Here is a 15,026-nt window from a genome sequence, read left to right as displayed (position 1 = left end):
GCGGTCGACGCAGCCGTCTTCGTCCTGCCTGTTTCACGTGAAACAGGTTCTGCGACGAAGGTCAGCGCCCTCTCAGCCCGGTGCTCCGAGCTCCCGCGTGTGCAAAGGTGCCCCCACGCTAGCGCCCCTTCGGACGCGTTGAACAGAGGGCCCCTGTCGTTCTTGCGATGATCGGTCGGTGACCACCACCCAGCAACCGCCTCCCCCGCCTCAACCGCCCCATGGACAGGGCCCGTCCGAGGGAGGGCACGATCACTCCCACGGCCACTCCCACAGCCACGGCCCGGCCGCGCCGGTCTCCAGGCACCTGCGGAAGGTCATCGCGGCGGTCCTGATCCCGTTCTCCGTCGCCGTGGTGGTGGGCCTCGCGGTGCTGTGGCCCGGTGGCGCCCCGTCCCACGAGCGGACCGGCGTCGGCTTCGACCGGCAGACGCAGCAGGCCACGGTGGCGAAGGTCGAGAAGGTCCCCTGTGCGTCCGTGAACGCCTCGGGGGACACGCCGACCGGCGACACCTCCACGGCCGAGGGCTCCGCCGCGCAGCAACAGGCCCATGGCACCTGCGAGAACGCGACGATCCGCATCGACACCGGCAAGGACAAGGGCCGCACGTTCACGGAGGTCGTCCAGCCGGACTCGCCACGGCAGTTGCACGAGGGCCAGAAGGTGATCGTGGCCTACGCGCCGGACGCCCCGGAGAATCTGCAGTACTCGGTCACCGATGTGAACCGCAAGATCCCGATGGTGCTGCTGGCCGGAATCTTCGCCCTGGCCGTGGTGCTGGTCGGCCGCATGCGGGGCGTCATGGCGCTGGTCGCGCTCGCGGTCAGCTTCGGGGTGCTGACGCTGTTCATCCTGCCCGCGATCCTCCAGGGCTCGAATCCCCTGGTGGTGGCGGTCGTCGGGGCCAGCGCCATCATGCTGATCGCGCTCTACATGTGCCACGGTCTGTCGGCCAGAACCTCCGTCGCCGTCCTGGGCACCCTGGTCTCCCTGGTGCTCATCGGCCTGCTGGGCTCGCTGTTCATCGGCTGGGCCGCGCTGACCGGCAACACGGACGACAACACCGGCCTGATCCACGGTCTGTATCCGGACATCGACATGAGCGGCCTGCTGCTGGCGGGCGTCATCATCGGCTCGCTCGGTGTGCTCGACGACGTGACGGTCACCCAGACGTCGGCGGTCTGGGAACTGCACGAGGCCAATCCGTCGATGGGCTGGCGCGGGCTGTACCGCGCGGGCATCCGGATCGGCCGCGACCACATCGCGTCGGTCGTGAACACCCTGGTCCTGGCGTACGCGGGCGCGGCGCTGCCGCTGCTGCTGCTGTTCTCGATCGCACAGAGCAGCGTGTCGGACGTGGCCAACAGCGAGCTGGTGGCCGAGGAGATCGTCCGCACGCTGGTCGGCTCGATCGGCCTGGTGGCCTCTGTGCCGGTGACGACGGCACTGGCCGCCCTGGTCGTCTCCGCCGACCGTCCGGGCCCGCAGGCCCCTGCCGGAACCGCTCCTGCACGCGGTGGCAGAGGCCGACGACGTAAGGCATGAGCGCGGAACTGCTCGGGTGCACCGCACTGCTGAGGCGTTACGTCGAGGCCGTCGAGGCCGCCGGCGGGGGGAGTCAGCCGGCGCTCTGCTCCTCGGCCAGGATCCGGTCGAGCGCCTCGTCGAGGTCGGCCTCGAAGTCGGCGAGGGCCTGCTCGTGACCGAGCGGCACCAGCTTGTCCGTGCGGTCGAGGAAGGCGATGATCGGCGCGACCCCGGCCCGGAACAGCGCCTGATCGCTGCCGACCTGAAGCCTGATGTGGACCTCGCCGGGCAACTCGGTGGTGATCCCGCCGCCCGACAGCTCCACGGGGGAGATCCGCACATCGCCGTCGCCGGTCGCGCCGTTGACCCCGTCGACGAGGAGCTCCCGTCCGAACGCCCAGGTCACGGGCGCGTCGCCGGGGAGATGGAAGGTCAGCCGCACGGCGTACGGGTCGGTGGACTCGTACCGGAGCTCCACCGGAATGCGGAAAGCGAGCTCCTCGGAGACGAGGAAGCTCATCATGACCTCTGCTTGAACTGCTTGTACCGACTCGCGCATCGCCTACCCCGTCAACTTGCCGTCGATTGGCCAGGAATGACCTTCCTGACACTGCTGGCATCTTGCTCAACGTACACGGAGGATTACAAGGAGTGAGTTTTCAGATGCTGATAGAGAAGGCGAGTGTCCCTACGAGCCTGCCGATCTCGTTCTGCAACTGACGGGTCACGGGAAGCAGCTTCTCGAACTGATGGGAAGGGAGAGAAATGGCCAATGTCGCGGCGGCGGAACCGACGGTGATCGGGAAGGCGGCGCAGGCCGATCCGAGCGCGTACTCCTGACGCTCCACGACGGGCTCCATGCGCTCCAGCGCACGGAGTTTCCGCAGGAGAGCGCGGTCGTCGCGCGGCGAGTACGGGGTGAGGGACGAGACGGGATAGCGGTCGAGATGGTCCCTGCGCGCATCCTCGTCCAGCTGGGAGAGCAGGCACTGGCCGACGGCGTGGGCATGGCCGGTCTCACGGAAGTCGGCCCATTCCTCGACGGCCGGAGCGGCCGGAGTGTCGGCGACCGCGACGACCTCGATCTCGCCGTCGCGGTACACCGCGAAGTAGACCGGCACCCCGAGCGTGTCGCGCCAGTGCTCCAGGGCGTCGATGATCATGCTGCGACGTTTCTGCTGCGCTCCGCTGCTGCTCAGCTGCTCGGCTGCGTCGCCGAGAACGAAGACGCCCTTCTCCTTGCGGAGGTATCCCTCATGGGTGAGCGTGCGCAGCAGGTGGTACGCCGTGGGCAGGGCGAGACCCGCCTCCCTCGCGAGCTGCTTGGCGGGCGCCCCCGCGTCGTGCGAGGCGACCGCCTCGAGCAGGCGCATCGCTCTCTGGACCGAGCCGATGAGCGTCGTCTGCGAGGTGGCGGGTGCGGGATCAGCCATGGCCAAGGTGTACTCCCGGTGCGCACGGGTCCCCCCGCGTATCCGGGGCTCACGGGGGCAAAGCAGTCGGATTCTGGACTTTAGCCCTTGGCCACCGCCTGGTCGGGCCCGGAACCGAAACTTCCCCCGGTCGTGCGAACCGGCTCACCGCACCGGGACGCGCCCCGCGATCACCAGTCGCTGCCGCGCGAGGACGAGGAGCCCGTCATGAACCGCCGTACGAGATAGATCAGTCCACCGACCAGCGCGGCGAAGATCAGCACCTTGAAGAGCAGCCAGACCACGAAGCCGACGACGCTGGCGATCAGCCCGCCGAACACGACCAGGGCGATGACCGGCACCGCGACCCACTTCACCCACCACGGCATGCCCGCGAATATCTCTCGCATCGCCATCGCTCCTTCTCCGTGTCCCGCGCGGGACTCCTCCGATGCCCGTCGCCGGGACGCTTCTGTCTTCCTGCCATGAATGCTGGCACGCCGGACCCGCGAACGGGGGCCCGCGAGCCCTTGTCCTCCCCTGACCCGACCCTTAGGGATCCCCCGGGTCGGCGGTCAGCCCTCCGGAGGGGAGAAGACCACGAGGACCCGCAGATCCTCGCTGATGTGGTGGAACTTGTGGGCGACGCCGGCCGGGACGTAGACCACGCTGCCCCGGCCGACCTGCGTGGTCTCCATGCCGACGGTGATCGAGGCGCGGCCGCTGACCACCAGGTAGACCTCGTCCTGCTGGTGCGGCTGCTGCGGATCGTGCTCCCCGGCGTCCAGCGCGTAGAGCCCGACCGACATGTTCCGTTCGCGCAGGAACTGCAGGTACGCACCGTCGTTGGCGGCGCGCTCCGCCTCCAGTTCGTCCAGCCGGAATGCCTTCATCGCCCTCGTCCGCCCCACTGTCCACACTCGTCGCCGGCCGTGTCACCGGTGTCGTCTGCCACGATCAGACACATGAAGAATTTCGTAGTCAAGACGATCGCCAACGCGGGCGCCCTGGCCGTGGCGGTCTGGGTGCTAGACAAGATCACGCTGACCGGGGACAGCACTCCGAAGAAGGTCGGCACGCTGATCGTCGTCGCTCTCCTCTTCGGCCTGGTCAACTTCATCGTGAAGCCGATCGTGAAGGTGCTGACCTTCCCGCTCTTCATCCTCACGCTGGGCCTGATCACGCTGATCGTGAACGCCCTGATGCTGCTTCTGACCTCGTGGCTGGCCGGGAAGCTGGACGTCAGCTTCCACGTCGACGGGCTGTGGACCGCGATCCTCGGCGGCCTGATCATCTCGATCGTCTCCTGGGCGCTGGCCGTCGTCCTGCCCGACGAGGACTGAGCCGCCGTCATGACCACCACGCCTTTCCGCATGTGTTTCGTCTGCACCGGCAACATCTGCCGCTCGCCCATGGCCGAGCACGTCGTCCGCCGTCGCATCGAGGAGGCGGGGCTCGACGGCCTCGTCGAGGTCGACAGCGCGGGCACGGACGGCTGGCACGAGGGCGACGGCGCCGACCCGCGCACCGTCCGCGTGCTGGAGGAGGGCGGCTACACCAGTGCGCACACGGCCCGGCAGTTCCACCGCGACTGGTTCGAGCGGCTCGATCTGGTGATCGCCCTCGACTCCGGCCATCTGCGGACTCTGCGCGCGCTCGCCCCGACGCCGGAGGACGCGGAGAAGGTGCGCCTGCTGCGCTCCTACGACCCCGCGGCCGACGGCCCCGACGTGCCGGACCCGTACTACGGCTCCATGGACGGTTTCGAGGAGTGTCTGAAGATGGTCGAGGCGGCCTGCGACGGGCTCGTCGAGGCCGTGCGCGAGGGTGTGGAGGGGCGGCGGACGGCATGACGGAGACGGGGCGGCCGGGACGGCCCGGGAAGAGCGGGACCGGTGAGGGAACGCGGGCGGTCAGGGCCGGTCTGCCCGAGCCGCTGAAGAACGAACCCCCCCTCCCCGGGCCGGTGTTCGCCGCACACTTCCACCTGCCCGGCGATGTGTCAGGGCCCTACACGTACGGGCGGGACGAGAATCCGACCTGGACCCACCTCGAGCGTGCCATCGGCGAGCTGGAGGCACCGGGACGGTCCGCCGTCCCGTGTCTGACCTTCGCCTCGGGCATGGCCGCGATCTCCGCCGTCCTGTTCTCGCAGCTGCGCGCGGGCGACGCGGTGGTCCTGCCGTCCGACGGCTACCAGGTCTTCCCGCTCGTCCGCGAGCAGCTCACCGCCTACGGCATCGAGGTGCGCACCGCGCCGACCGGCGGGGACGCCCAGCTCGACGTCCTGGACGGGGCGCGGCTGCTGTGGCTGGAGACGCCGTCCAACCCCGGGCTCGACGTCTGCGACATCCGCCGGCTCACCGACGCCGCTCACGCGCGCGGGGCGCTGGTGGCCGTCGACAACACCCTCGCCACCCCGCTGGGGCAGCGCCCGCTGGAGCTCGGCGCGGACTTCTCCGTGGCCAGCGCCACCAAGCAGCTCACCGGCCACGGCGACCTGCTGCTCGGTTACGTCGCCTGCGCGGACGCCGGGACGGCCGCCGCGGTGAAGCGCTGGCGCAAGATCGTCGGGGCGATTCCGGGGCCGATGGAGGCCTGGCTCGCCCACCGGTCGCTGGCCACGCTGGAGCTGCGGGTGGCACGGCAGGACGCCAACGCGCTGGCGGTGGCGCAGGCGCTGCGCGGGCGCGTCTCGGGGCTGCGCCACCCCGGGCTGCCCGACGATCCCTCCCACGCCGTCGCCGCCCGTCAGATGCGGCGGTTCGGCTGCGTCGTCTCCTTCGAACTGCCCACGCGCGCACGGGCCGAGCGCTTCCTCGACGCCCTCGCCCTGGTCGACGAGGCGACGAGCTTCGGCGGCGTCCGGTCGACCGCCGAGCGCCGCGGCCGCTGGGGCGGCGACGCCGTCGCGGACGGCTTCATCCGCTTCTCCGCGGGCGCCGAGGATACGGAGGACCTGGTGGCGGACGTGTTGCGGGCCCTGGCGGAGGCCACGGACCGACCCTGATGGGCACGGACGGGCATCTGTCCATGCCGACGGCGCAGGCCGTCTAGTACCGGGCTACGTAGAACGGACGGTCCGAGCCTCCCCCCTCGTGGCTCGGACCGTCCTCGGTTCTGCGCGCGAAGAACCGCGCAAACCAGGCTAGTTGACTCTGTGTCAGTGTCCAATCACCCTAGCGACAGAAACCTATCGACATATTTATAGTTGAGCGCGGCTCGGGTGCCGGGAGGGAAGGGGTACCGCCATGGATCTCGCCCTGCTGCGCACCTTCGTGACGGTTCACCGAGCCGGGTCGTTCACCCGGGCCGCCGCGCTGCTCGGTCTCTCCCAGCCGGCCGTGACGTCCCAGATACGCACGCTGGAGCGGCAGTTGGGCCGGCCTCTGTTCCTGCGCAGGGCGCGCGGCGTGACGCCGACGACGATCGGCGACGAGCTGGCGCACAAGGCGGCGCCGCATCTCGACGCGCTCGTGGAGATCACGGAGACCGGGCTCGACGAGGAGTCCAGCGTCCGCACCCTGCATCTCGCGGGGCCGCCGGAGTTCACCGCGGAGCGCGCGCTTCCCGCGTTGACCGCGCTGACGAGGAACGACGGGCAGAGCATCGCGCTCCGCGCCTCGTTCGGCACGGCCGAGGAGACCCTGGAGGGACTCGCCGCCGGGCATCACGATCTGGCCATCACAACGGCCCGCCCGCGCGGCACACTGCTCACGGCGACTCCGCTCTGCGACGAGGAGCACGTGCTGGTCGCTGCTCCCCGCTGGGCCGCCCGGATCGGTTCCGGCAGGCTGCACCGCGACGCGGCGCCCTCGCTGGAGCGGCTTCCGGTGGTCGAGGTGCACGAGTCGCTGCCCCTGGTCACCCGGTACTGGACCGCGGTCTTCGACTCCCGGCCCGCCGTCTCCGGGACGGTCGTCGTCGCCGATCTGCGTGCGGTGCTGTCCTGCGTGATCGCGGGGGCCGGGCTGGCCGTCCTGCCGCGCTATCTGTGCGACCCGGCGCTCGACCGGGGCGAGATCGTCGCCCTGCTGGATCCGCCGGTGCCACCGTTGCGTACGTATTTCCTGGTCGTACGCACCGGCACATTCGCCCTGCCGCACATCGCGCGGGCGCACGATTGGCTGCTGCACGCAGCCGTCGACTGGTCGTGAGGAGGGCGGTAAGCGGTGTGGAATGTTTCACGTGGAACCAACCGGGCCACATTTCTCCCATGACCGTCCGACCCGTGGTCAAGCGCACCGCACGCGCCGTTCTGCTCGACGGCGACGACCTGATCCTGATCAAACGGACCAAGCCCGGCGTGGATCCGTACTGGCTGACCCCCGGCGGCGGGGTGGAGCCCGAGGACACGACCGTCGTGGACGCCCTGCACCGAGAGGTGCACGAGGAACTCGGCGCCAAGATCATCGATGTGGTGCCCTGTTTCGTGGACACCATCGAGCACATCGGCGAGGACGGCGGCGCCACCGGCGTGAAGGTCCAGCACTTCTTCGTCTGCCGCCTGGAGTCCATGGACCTCGACCAGCGGCACGGCCCCGAGATCGACGAACCCTGCGGCGAGTACGAGATCGTGCGGGTGCCGTTCACCCGCGTCGGCATCGCCTCGGTCCATCTGGTGCCGCTCTCGCTGCGGCACTTCCTGGACGGCAACATCGAGGGCGTACGGGCGATGCACGCGCCCGATCTGGGCTGACCCTGCCGAGGCCTCGCCGACGGCGGGCGTACGGGCGTCAGGTGGCGGCCGCTACCAGGTCCTCGATCGAGTCGTGCCGGATGCGGTCGCCGGGGACACCGACGGAGCGCAGGGCGTCGACACCGCTGCGGATCATGCCGGGCGGGCCGGAGAGATAGGCGTCGTACTCGTTCCAGGGGCCGTACTCACGGACCGCGTCCGGGAGCTGGAGGTGGGCCTGGCGATCGACGATCGGGCGGACCGAGAGCCAGTGGTGGCTCTGCTGAAGGCGCAGCATCGTGTCGATGTCGTACAGGTCGTGATCGGTGCGTGCGCCGTAGAACACCTCGACCGGGCGCCGTCTGCCGTGCTCGGCGACATCCTCCACCAGTGCCTTGATGGGGGCGATGCCGGTGCCGCCGCCCAGGCAGAGCAGGCCGCTGTCGGTGTTGTGGTCGACCGTCATCGAGCCGGCGGGCGGGCCGAGTCGCAGGACGTCACCGGGACGGGCACGGTGCACCAGCGCGTTGGAGACCCAGCCGGCCGGGACCGCCTTCACATGGAACGAGAGCAGCCCGTCGGAGCGGGGCGCCGACGCGAACGAGTAGTGCCGCCAGATCCGCGGCCACCACGGTGTCTCCAGCGTCGTGTACTGGCCGGCCAGGAAAGGATAGGGCTGGTCGGGCCGCACGGTCACGACAGCGATGTCGGGGGTGCGCAGATCGTGCGAGACGACCTCCGCCAGCCACCAGGCAGGCGCCTTCAGCTCGTCCTCGGCCGCCGCGTCGATCATCACCTGGGAGATCGTCGTGTACGTACGGACCCAGGCGGCCTCCGTCTCGGCGCTCCAGGTGGTCGTCGCGTACTGGGTGAGCGCCGCGATGAGGCATTCACCGACGGCCGGGTAGTGCTCGGCGTGGGTGCCGTACTTGCGATGGCCGCGCCCCAGGTTCTTCAGGTACGGGACCAGCACGAGCTTGTTGTCGACGTGCTCGGCGGCGGTCAGCAGCGCCCTCAGGAGCCGGTCGCGCTGGGTGTCCATCGCGACGGGGAAGAGCGGGCGCAGTTCCGGGTGGCGCACGAAGAGCAGGGCGTAGAAGTACGAGGTGACCTGGTCGGCGACGGGGCCGATCTCCTCCATCGTGCGGCGCACGAGGATGGCGTCGGGGGAGGCGTTGTCGCGGAGCGAGCGCGGGGGGCGGGGCTCCGCGGAGGGACCGGCAGAGGCGGCGGGCCCTGCGGGAGCGGTGGGCCCCGCAGGAGCGACAGGCCCGGCAGGGGCAGTGGGCCCGGCAGCGGCGGCGGGGGCCGCGCGCGGCGGCTCACGGTGGCTGCGGGGCTCGGGTATCCGGCCCTCGTCCGCCTGCCGCTCGGACCCGCCGGTCTCCGGATCCGGGGTCCTGCGCGGCGTGAACCAGCCGCCCCCGCCGTCCGAACCGGAATCGGCCGACGTAGTGGTCGGAGCGTCCATGCTGTGCCTCGCCTCGAACATCTTTCGGTCGGTCTAGGAACTTCCCTGCTCCTGGGCACTCTCCCGAGCGCTTCGTGAGCGGAAGTCTTGCGGTTTCCCCCGTGTGGTTCGACTAGTCAATGCGGCCCACATTGAACACTGCATTTCGACCTGCTACGGACAAGTAAGGCAAGAATGTGACATTGTCCGCAGTCCCCTCTTCGCAGCTTGCCACCTGAGGTCATTGCACGGAGTGCAAAGCGGAAAGCGCAGGTCTTCGATCTCTCCGTGCGGTTAGGCTGCGTCGGCCTGCGTGTGCCGCGGCCCACCGTTCCCGCCCCGGCCCGTCCGGTCCGGACAGGAACCGGAGTCGACCCTACCGGCAGCCGGCGACACCACGAGCACCTCCCGTGTCGACTACCGATTTGCCGGATCTCGCGGCCAATGCAATTCCCTCAATTCCCGGTCGCGCCACACCAATTCGTACGTCTTTCGCAGATCACGCCCCGGCGTGATGTACGCGGCACTCGACAACGCGAAGCCCGTACGCGATCTTCGTTGTGACCGGGCGCCCGGCGTCTGTTTCACGTGAAACTGCGGCCCGTTCCCGACGGCCGGACCGGAGTCGAGTGCCCCCTCGACGTGGCCTAAAGCACCACGTCACTGCGGGCAAAGTGGTGGACGGCACGGGGGCAAGTCCGACAGCCTGACCTGCGTGTCGACACCATCCCTCTCCGATTTGCCCATTCGCCGCCTCACTCGTGGCGACGTCTCCGCCTGCGCCGATCTCTCGGAGGACCGCGGCTGGCCCCGCGAAGAACACAAATGGAGCCTGCTGTTGAGCGCCGGCACCGGCTACGGCATCGACGACCCCGACGGGGGACTCGTCAGCGCCTGCGTGGTGACGTCGTACGGGCCGGGTGAGCGGCCCGAACTCGGCGCGATCGGCATGGTCCTGGTCGCCGGACGCCATGCGCGGCAGGGGGTCGGCAGGCGCCTGATGAGTTACGTCGTCGAGCAGGCGGGCACGACTCCGCTGACCCTGCACGCGACCCCGTACGGACAGCCGCTCTACGAGGAACTCGGGTTCAAGGTCACCGGCAGGGCCGAGATGGTGCGCGGCCGCTTCACTCCCGGTGGAAGTGTCCCGGGCATCGCCACGCGTCCGGCCACCGCCGAGGATCTCTCGGCCATCCTGCGCCTGGACGCCGAGGTCTTCGGCTCCGACCGTACGCATGTCCTCACGCGGCTGCCCGCCTTCTCGGACCAGCTGCGCGTGGCGGAGGAGGACGGCCGGCTCATCGGCTACGCGGCGCTCTGGCCCAACATGGACACCCATGTCGTCGGCCCGCTGATCGCCCGTGACACCGAGACCGCGAAGGCCCTCGTCACCTCGCTCGCGGCGGGCACGGACCGGCCGCTGCGCACCGACATCGACGTGCGCCACGACGAGCTGCTCGCGTGGTTGAAGGAGCGCGGCCTCGAAGGCGTCGCGTTCAACGCGGTGATGAACCACGGCGCACCGGACCTGCCCGGCGACTGGACCCGTAGGTTCGCCCCGCTGACGGTCGCGGCGGGCTGACGCCGACAAGGAGAGCCCCCGGGCGGCCGCTGTGCGGCGGCCCGGGGGCTCTCTTTGCTGCGGGAGGAGGTCAGGCGAGCGTGCCGACTGCCTCCGTGGCGAACCCGTGGTCCTGCTCGGGAGCGCCGCCGCCGACACCGACGGCGCCGATGAGACGACCGTCGCGGTGGACCGGCACACCGCCGGCGATGAACAGCAGCGGCTGGTCGAGAGCGGTGGGCAGGGTGTGGAACGGTCCGTCCGGCTTGACCAGGTCGACGAGGTCGGCGGTGGGGGCGTTCAGCTGCAGTGCGGTGTACGCCTTGCGGGTGCTGGTCTCGCCCGAGATGAGGACGGCACGGTCGTCGCGGCGGAACGCGAGGAGGTGGCCGCCCGCGTCGAGGACGGTGACGCTGACGGTGACTCCGGCCGCCTCGGCGGCCCGACGGGCGGCGGAGACGAGCGTCTCGGCGTCGTCGATGGTCAGCGGGGCGACAGCGGTGGGGGTGCTCATGAGGTGGTGCTCCTTGCGGGGTGGTGCTGATGGTGACGGGTACGGAGGAAGACGGTCCGGACGCGAGCCCTGGGCCCCAGGGGTCCGCGGCGTCAGATGTGGACCGGTTCGGCGTGCTGCTGTTCGGCGGCCGCGACGGCCGGGACCGGCGCGGGGGTGCGCCGCTCCAGGAAGGCCGACAGGACCGCGAGGACGAGGGCGCTCGCCGCGAGGACGGCACCGACCCAGTTGGGGGCGGTGTAGCCGAGCCCTGCGGAGATCACCAGACCGCCGAGCCAGGCGGAGAGGGCGTTGCCGGCGTTGAAGGCGCCGATGTTGACGGCCGAGGCCAGCGTCGGGGCGCCGGAGGCGTGGTCGAGGACCCGCTTCTGCAGCGGCGGCACCGTCGCGAAGCCGAGCGCGCCGATCAGGGCGATGGTGATCGCGGCCAGGACCTTGTGGTGCGCGGTGACCGTGAACAGGCCGAGGACGAGGGCGAGGGCGCCCAGCGAGACGTAGAGCATCGGCATCAGCGCGCGGTCGGCGAACCTGCCGCCGACGAGGTTGCCGCCGACCATGCCGAGCCCGAAGAGGACGAGCAGCCAGGTCACGGAGGACTCCGCGAATCCGGCGACGTGGGTCATCATCGGCGTGACGTAGGTGATGGCCGCGAAGACACCGCCGAAGCCGAGCACGGTCATCGCCATGGCGAGCAGGACCTGCACGTTCTTGAAGGCGGCCACCTCGTGGCGCAGCCGCACGCCTTCCGGCTTGGGCAGGTCGGGCACGAGCTTGGCGATACCGGCGAGGCCGAGGACGCCGAGCGCGGCGACGACCGCGAACGTGACGCGCCAGCCGACGGACTGCCCGATGAGGGTGCCGAGCGGGACGCCGACGACGTTGGCCACGGTCAGGCCCGTGAACATCATGGCGATCGCTCCGGCCTTCTTGGCCGGGGCCACCAGTTCGGCGGCGACGACCGAGCCGATGCCGAAGAACGCGCCGTGGGCGAGCGAGGCGACCACACGGCCGATCAGCATGACGGCGAAGACGGGCGCCACGGCCGAGAGCAGATTGCCGACGATGAAGAAGCCCATCAGCACCATCAGCATCCGCTTGCGCGGGACACGGGTGCCCAGGACGGTCATCAGCGGGGCGCCGAGCATCACGCCCAGGGCGTAGCCGGTCACCAGGAAGCCTGCCGTGGGGATGGAGACGCCGAAGTCACCCGCGACCTGTGGGAGGAGTCCCATGATCACGAATTCCGTGGTTCCGATCCCGAAGGCCCCGATCGCGAGGGCCAGAAGCGCGAGAGGCATGGGGTTCACCTTCCCAGATTGTTGCGGGTGCGCTTAACGAGACATCACAATAATTGCAGACGCTGGTTAATTGCAAACGCGGGCAATCACGATCCATCGACTACCCTGGTACGCATCCACTCCGGGACGGAGGATCCACGAGCCATGACCGCCACAGACCCCGCACTCACCGCCCTCTCCCAGGGCTGGTGCGCCCTCTCCCTGCTCCACGGAAGGATCGAGGCGCACATCGAGCGCGCCCTGCAGGCCGGACACGGCCTGAGCGTGCGCGAGTACTCACTGCTCGACGTCCTGAGCCGCCAGCACGACGGCGAGGGCGGGCATCTGCAGATGAAGCAGGTCGCCGACGCGGTCGTCCTCAGCCAGAGCGCGACGACCCGACTGGTCACCCGCCTCGAGGACCGCGGTCTGCTCCAGCGCTACCTGTGCCCCACCGACCGGCGCGGGATCTACACCAACGTCTCCGAGACCGGTCTGGCGCTCCTGGAAGAGGCTCGCCCGACCAACCAGGCCGCCCTGCGCGAGGCCCTCGACACCGCGGCCGAGGACCCGGAGCTCGCCCCGCTGGTCAGGGCGGTCGAGGAACTGCGGGTCCCGGCGTAGCCCTAGGCTGCGCGCATGGGAGATCTTGAGATACGAGCGGCCGCGGCCGAGGACGTACCGGCGATCGTCGCGATGCTGGCGGACGATCCGCTCGGCGCACAGCGGGAGACGCCGGACGACCTCGCGCCGTACCTCGCCGCGCACGCGCGTCTGGCAGCCGACCCGAACCAGCACCTGGTCGTGGCCGTCCGCGAGGGCCGGATCGTCGGCACCCTGCAGCTCACGGTCATCCCGGGGCTCTCCCGCAGGGGCACCGTCCGCTCGATCATCGAGGCGGTGCGCATCCGTGCCGACGAGCGGGGCGGCGGGCTCGGCACCCAGCTCATCACCTGGGCCGTCGACGAATCCCGGCGCCAGGGCTGCCAGTTGGTGCAGCTGACCTCCGACGCCACCCGCACCGACGCCCACCGCTTCTACGAGCGGCTCGGCTTCACGGCGTCCCACGTGGGGTTCAAGCTGCAGCTGTGAACGAGGCTGCCTCGGTGGGGGTCCGTTTCACGTGAAACGGACCCCCACCGACGGTCCTCAGACCGGGAGCCCGCGCCAGCCCTCGGGGTCCACTCCACCGGGCACCGGCGCGTCCACGTCGTACGGCTGCCGCGTGAAGACGAACGACCCCAGGTCCAGGTGGCTCACCGACCCGTCGGCACGCCGCACGGCCCGCAACAGCTCCCCCGTGTAATAGCCGTCGAGACCGGTCCAGGTGCCGTCGCCGTTGGCCCGGAACCGGGATCGTCGTCCCCCGCCGGCCACCGGCCCCAGAACGACAGCGCCGTCCGCGGCCAGCCGCAGCGCCACGACCTGCGTGCCCCAGTACCAGGGCCCCGTCAGCTCCAGCACCGCCGGATCGGCCTCCGGCAGCGGACGCCACGGCTCGGGGATGCGCGGCTCGGCGTCGGCGACGATGCCCAGCAGGTCGGCGGCCACGGTCCCCGAGGCCACCCCGGACGTGCAGTTGGCCAGGACGACGCCCGCGAGCCCTTCCTCCTCGCTCAGCCACAGGCCCGCCACGAAACCGGGCAGCGACCCGGTGTGCCCGGCCAGGATCCGTCCGTCCCTGCGCACCACCTGCATACCGAGCCCGTACGCCGTCTCCCAGTCGCCGGGCAGGGTCGGCGCGGCCGGTGTGCGCATCTCCCGCACGGATTCCGCGCTCAGCACCCGGTCGTCGCCCGTGGTCAGGAAGCCCGCGAACACCGCCAGGTCCCTTGCCGTGGACCAGAGTTGACCGGCCGGTGCCATCAGCCCGAGATCCTCGCTCGGCTCCGGCAGCAGGACATCGGCGTAGGGGTGCACGGCCCAACCACCGGCATGCGGCATCTGCGGCCGGACGCCGGTCCGGGTCAGCCCGAGCGGTTCGAGGATTTCATCGCGCAAGGCCTCCTCCCAGGTCACGCCGCGCACCGCCTCCACCAGGGAACCCAGCAGCGTGTAGCCGGGGTTGGAGTAGTGATGGCGACGCCCGACGGGATGCCGGAAGGGCCGTTCGCCGAGAACATCGGCGAGGGTCGGCCGCAGCGCGGCGGACGACCGCTCCCACCACTCGCCCGGCGTCTCGGCCGCCAACCCACCCGTGTGCGCGAGGAGTTCGGCGACGGAGACGTCCCCGGCACCGGTCCCGGGCAGATGCTTCTCCAGCGGGTCGCTCAGATCGAGCAGCCCCTCGTCACGCAGCCGCAGCACGAGCACAGCGGTGAACGTCTTCGTGATCGACCCGATCCGGTACTGCACATGCTCATCGGGACCGTGGCCGTCCACCGAGGTACGACCCCCGGCCCACACCACCTCGCCGTCCCGCGCCACCGCGGCAACGAGCGAGGGCGCACGACCCTCGCTCTGGGCGACGGCGATGCGGTGCAGGAGACCACGGCGCGTACTGGGCAACAGCTCTTCTGAGGGTGACGTCATACGCCCAGTCCACCGTGGGGGTCCGCCCACGTCGAGCCGATTTCACCAGCGGCTGATCACCGGCCGGCTCGGCA

General features: G+C 70.4%; 17 protein-coding genes. 9 read left to right on the top strand and 8 right to left on the bottom strand.

Translation table 11 applies throughout. The features are described from left to right. Positions 1 to 178: 178 nt before the first annotated feature. Positions 179 to 1,546 carry a YibE/F family protein gene (locus ABT127_RS15690; protein ID WP_351449427.1) on the top strand — a complete coding sequence of 456 codons (1,368 nt, stop codon included), beginning with the start codon at positions 179 to 181 and terminating at the stop codon, positions 1,544 to 1,546. 73 nt (positions 1,547 to 1,619) lie between these two features. On the opposite strand, the gene ABT127_RS15685 is transcribed toward ABT127_RS15690, so the two are convergent. The 4 genes from ABT127_RS15685 to ABT127_RS15670 all read right to left on the bottom strand — a co-directional run bounded on the left by ABT127_RS15685 (position 1,620) and on the right by ABT127_RS15670 (position 3,833). After that, on the bottom strand, positions 1,620 to 2,087 hold the full coding sequence (locus ABT127_RS15685; protein WP_111663089.1) for an SsgA family sporulation/cell division regulator: 468 nt from the start codon (positions 2,085 to 2,087) through the stop codon (positions 1,620 to 1,622). A 100-nt stretch (positions 2,088 to 2,187) separates the two neighbouring features. Next, positions 2,188 to 2,961, bottom strand: coding sequence for an IclR family transcriptional regulator (locus ABT127_RS15680; protein ID WP_351449424.1), 774 nt, complete (start codon positions 2,959 to 2,961; stop codon positions 2,188 to 2,190). A gap of 170 nt (positions 2,962 to 3,131) precedes the next feature. Then, positions 3,132 to 3,350, bottom strand: coding sequence for a DUF5326 family protein (locus tag ABT127_RS15675; RefSeq protein ID WP_111663224.1), 219 nt, complete (start codon positions 3,348 to 3,350; stop codon positions 3,132 to 3,134). 165 nt (positions 3,351 to 3,515) lie between these two features. Beyond that, positions 3,516 to 3,833 (bottom strand): cupin domain-containing protein, encoded by a 318-nt coding sequence (locus tag ABT127_RS15670; protein ID WP_111663088.1) that lies wholly within the window; start codon positions 3,831 to 3,833, stop codon positions 3,516 to 3,518. A gap of 72 nt (positions 3,834 to 3,905) precedes the next feature. On the opposite strand from ABT127_RS15670, the gene ABT127_RS15665 reads away from it, so the two are divergent. From ABT127_RS15665 to ABT127_RS15645, 5 genes are all read left to right on the top strand, one after another. Then, a complete protein-coding gene (locus tag ABT127_RS15665; RefSeq protein WP_351449421.1) occupies positions 3,906 to 4,283 on the top strand; it encodes a phage holin family protein in 378 nt (125 codons plus the stop codon). Positions 4,284 to 4,292: 9 nt separating this feature from the next. Further along, positions 4,293 to 4,793 carry a low molecular weight protein-tyrosine-phosphatase gene (locus ABT127_RS15660; protein WP_351449418.1) on the top strand — a complete coding sequence of 167 codons (501 nt, stop codon included), beginning with the start codon at positions 4,293 to 4,295 and terminating at the stop codon, positions 4,791 to 4,793. Then, on the top strand, positions 4,790 to 5,950 hold the full coding sequence (locus ABT127_RS15655) for a cystathionine gamma-lyase (RefSeq protein WP_351449416.1): 1,161 nt from the start codon (positions 4,790 to 4,792) through the stop codon (positions 5,948 to 5,950). Before ABT127_RS15660 ends, ABT127_RS15655 begins: the two co-directional genes overlap by 4 nt. A 241-nt stretch (positions 5,951 to 6,191) precedes the next feature. Beyond that, the gene (locus tag ABT127_RS15650; protein WP_351449413.1) at positions 6,192 to 7,097 is read left to right on the top strand and encodes a LysR family transcriptional regulator; all 906 of its coding nucleotides are present in this window, start codon (positions 6,192 to 6,194) and stop codon (positions 7,095 to 7,097) included. Positions 7,098 to 7,156: 59 nt separating this feature from the next. Then, positions 7,157 to 7,639, top strand: a complete 483-nt coding sequence (locus ABT127_RS15645; RefSeq protein WP_351449410.1) for an NUDIX domain-containing protein — start codon at positions 7,157 to 7,159, stop codon at positions 7,637 to 7,639. A 37-nt stretch (positions 7,640 to 7,676) separates the two neighbouring features. On the opposite strand, the gene ABT127_RS15640 is transcribed toward ABT127_RS15645, so the two are convergent. Then, positions 7,677 to 9,089 carry a globin domain-containing protein gene (locus tag ABT127_RS15640; protein WP_351449408.1) on the bottom strand — a complete coding sequence of 471 codons (1,413 nt, stop codon included), beginning with the start codon at positions 9,087 to 9,089 and terminating at the stop codon, positions 7,677 to 7,679. A gap of 694 nt (positions 9,090 to 9,783) precedes the next feature. Here ABT127_RS15640 and ABT127_RS15635 point away from each other — a divergent pair. Next, a complete protein-coding gene (locus tag ABT127_RS15635; RefSeq protein ID WP_351449405.1) occupies positions 9,784 to 10,650 on the top strand; it encodes a GNAT family N-acetyltransferase in 867 nt (288 codons plus the stop codon). A 70-nt stretch (positions 10,651 to 10,720) separates the two neighbouring features. Here ABT127_RS15635 and ABT127_RS15630 read toward each other — a convergent pair whose 3' ends face one another. Continuing rightward, complete coding sequence (locus tag ABT127_RS15630) at positions 10,721 to 11,143, bottom strand: GlcG/HbpS family heme-binding protein (protein ID WP_351449402.1); 423 nt, start codon at positions 11,141 to 11,143, stop codon at positions 10,721 to 10,723. Positions 11,144 to 11,235: 92 nt separating this feature from the next. Then, positions 11,236 to 12,441, bottom strand: coding sequence for an MFS transporter (locus tag ABT127_RS15625; RefSeq protein WP_351449399.1), 1,206 nt, complete (start codon positions 12,439 to 12,441; stop codon positions 11,236 to 11,238). A 144-nt stretch (positions 12,442 to 12,585) separates the two neighbouring features. Here ABT127_RS15625 and ABT127_RS15620 point away from each other — a divergent pair, with 144 nt between their 5' ends. Together ABT127_RS15620 and ABT127_RS15615 are read left to right on the top strand one after the other, a co-directional pair. Further along, positions 12,586 to 13,044, top strand: a complete 459-nt coding sequence (locus tag ABT127_RS15620) for a MarR family winged helix-turn-helix transcriptional regulator (RefSeq protein WP_351449397.1) — start codon at positions 12,586 to 12,588, stop codon at positions 13,042 to 13,044. A gap of 15 nt (positions 13,045 to 13,059) precedes the next feature. Continuing rightward, the gene (locus tag ABT127_RS15615) at positions 13,060 to 13,512 is read left to right on the top strand and encodes a GNAT family N-acetyltransferase (RefSeq protein WP_351449394.1); all 453 of its coding nucleotides are present in this window, start codon (positions 13,060 to 13,062) and stop codon (positions 13,510 to 13,512) included. A gap of 57 nt (positions 13,513 to 13,569) precedes the next feature. On the opposite strand, the gene ABT127_RS15610 is transcribed toward ABT127_RS15615, so the two are convergent. Then, positions 13,570 to 14,952, bottom strand: a complete 1,383-nt coding sequence (locus ABT127_RS15610) for a serine hydrolase domain-containing protein (RefSeq protein ID WP_351449391.1) — start codon at positions 14,950 to 14,952, stop codon at positions 13,570 to 13,572. Between the last annotated feature and the right edge of the window lie 74 nt (positions 14,953 to 15,026).

This window comes from Streptomyces sp. NPDC001904, assembly GCF_040297005.1.
GTDB lineage: Bacteria > Actinomycetota > Actinomycetes > Streptomycetales > Streptomycetaceae > Streptomyces.
This window is presented reverse-complemented; position numbering and strand designations above follow the sequence as displayed.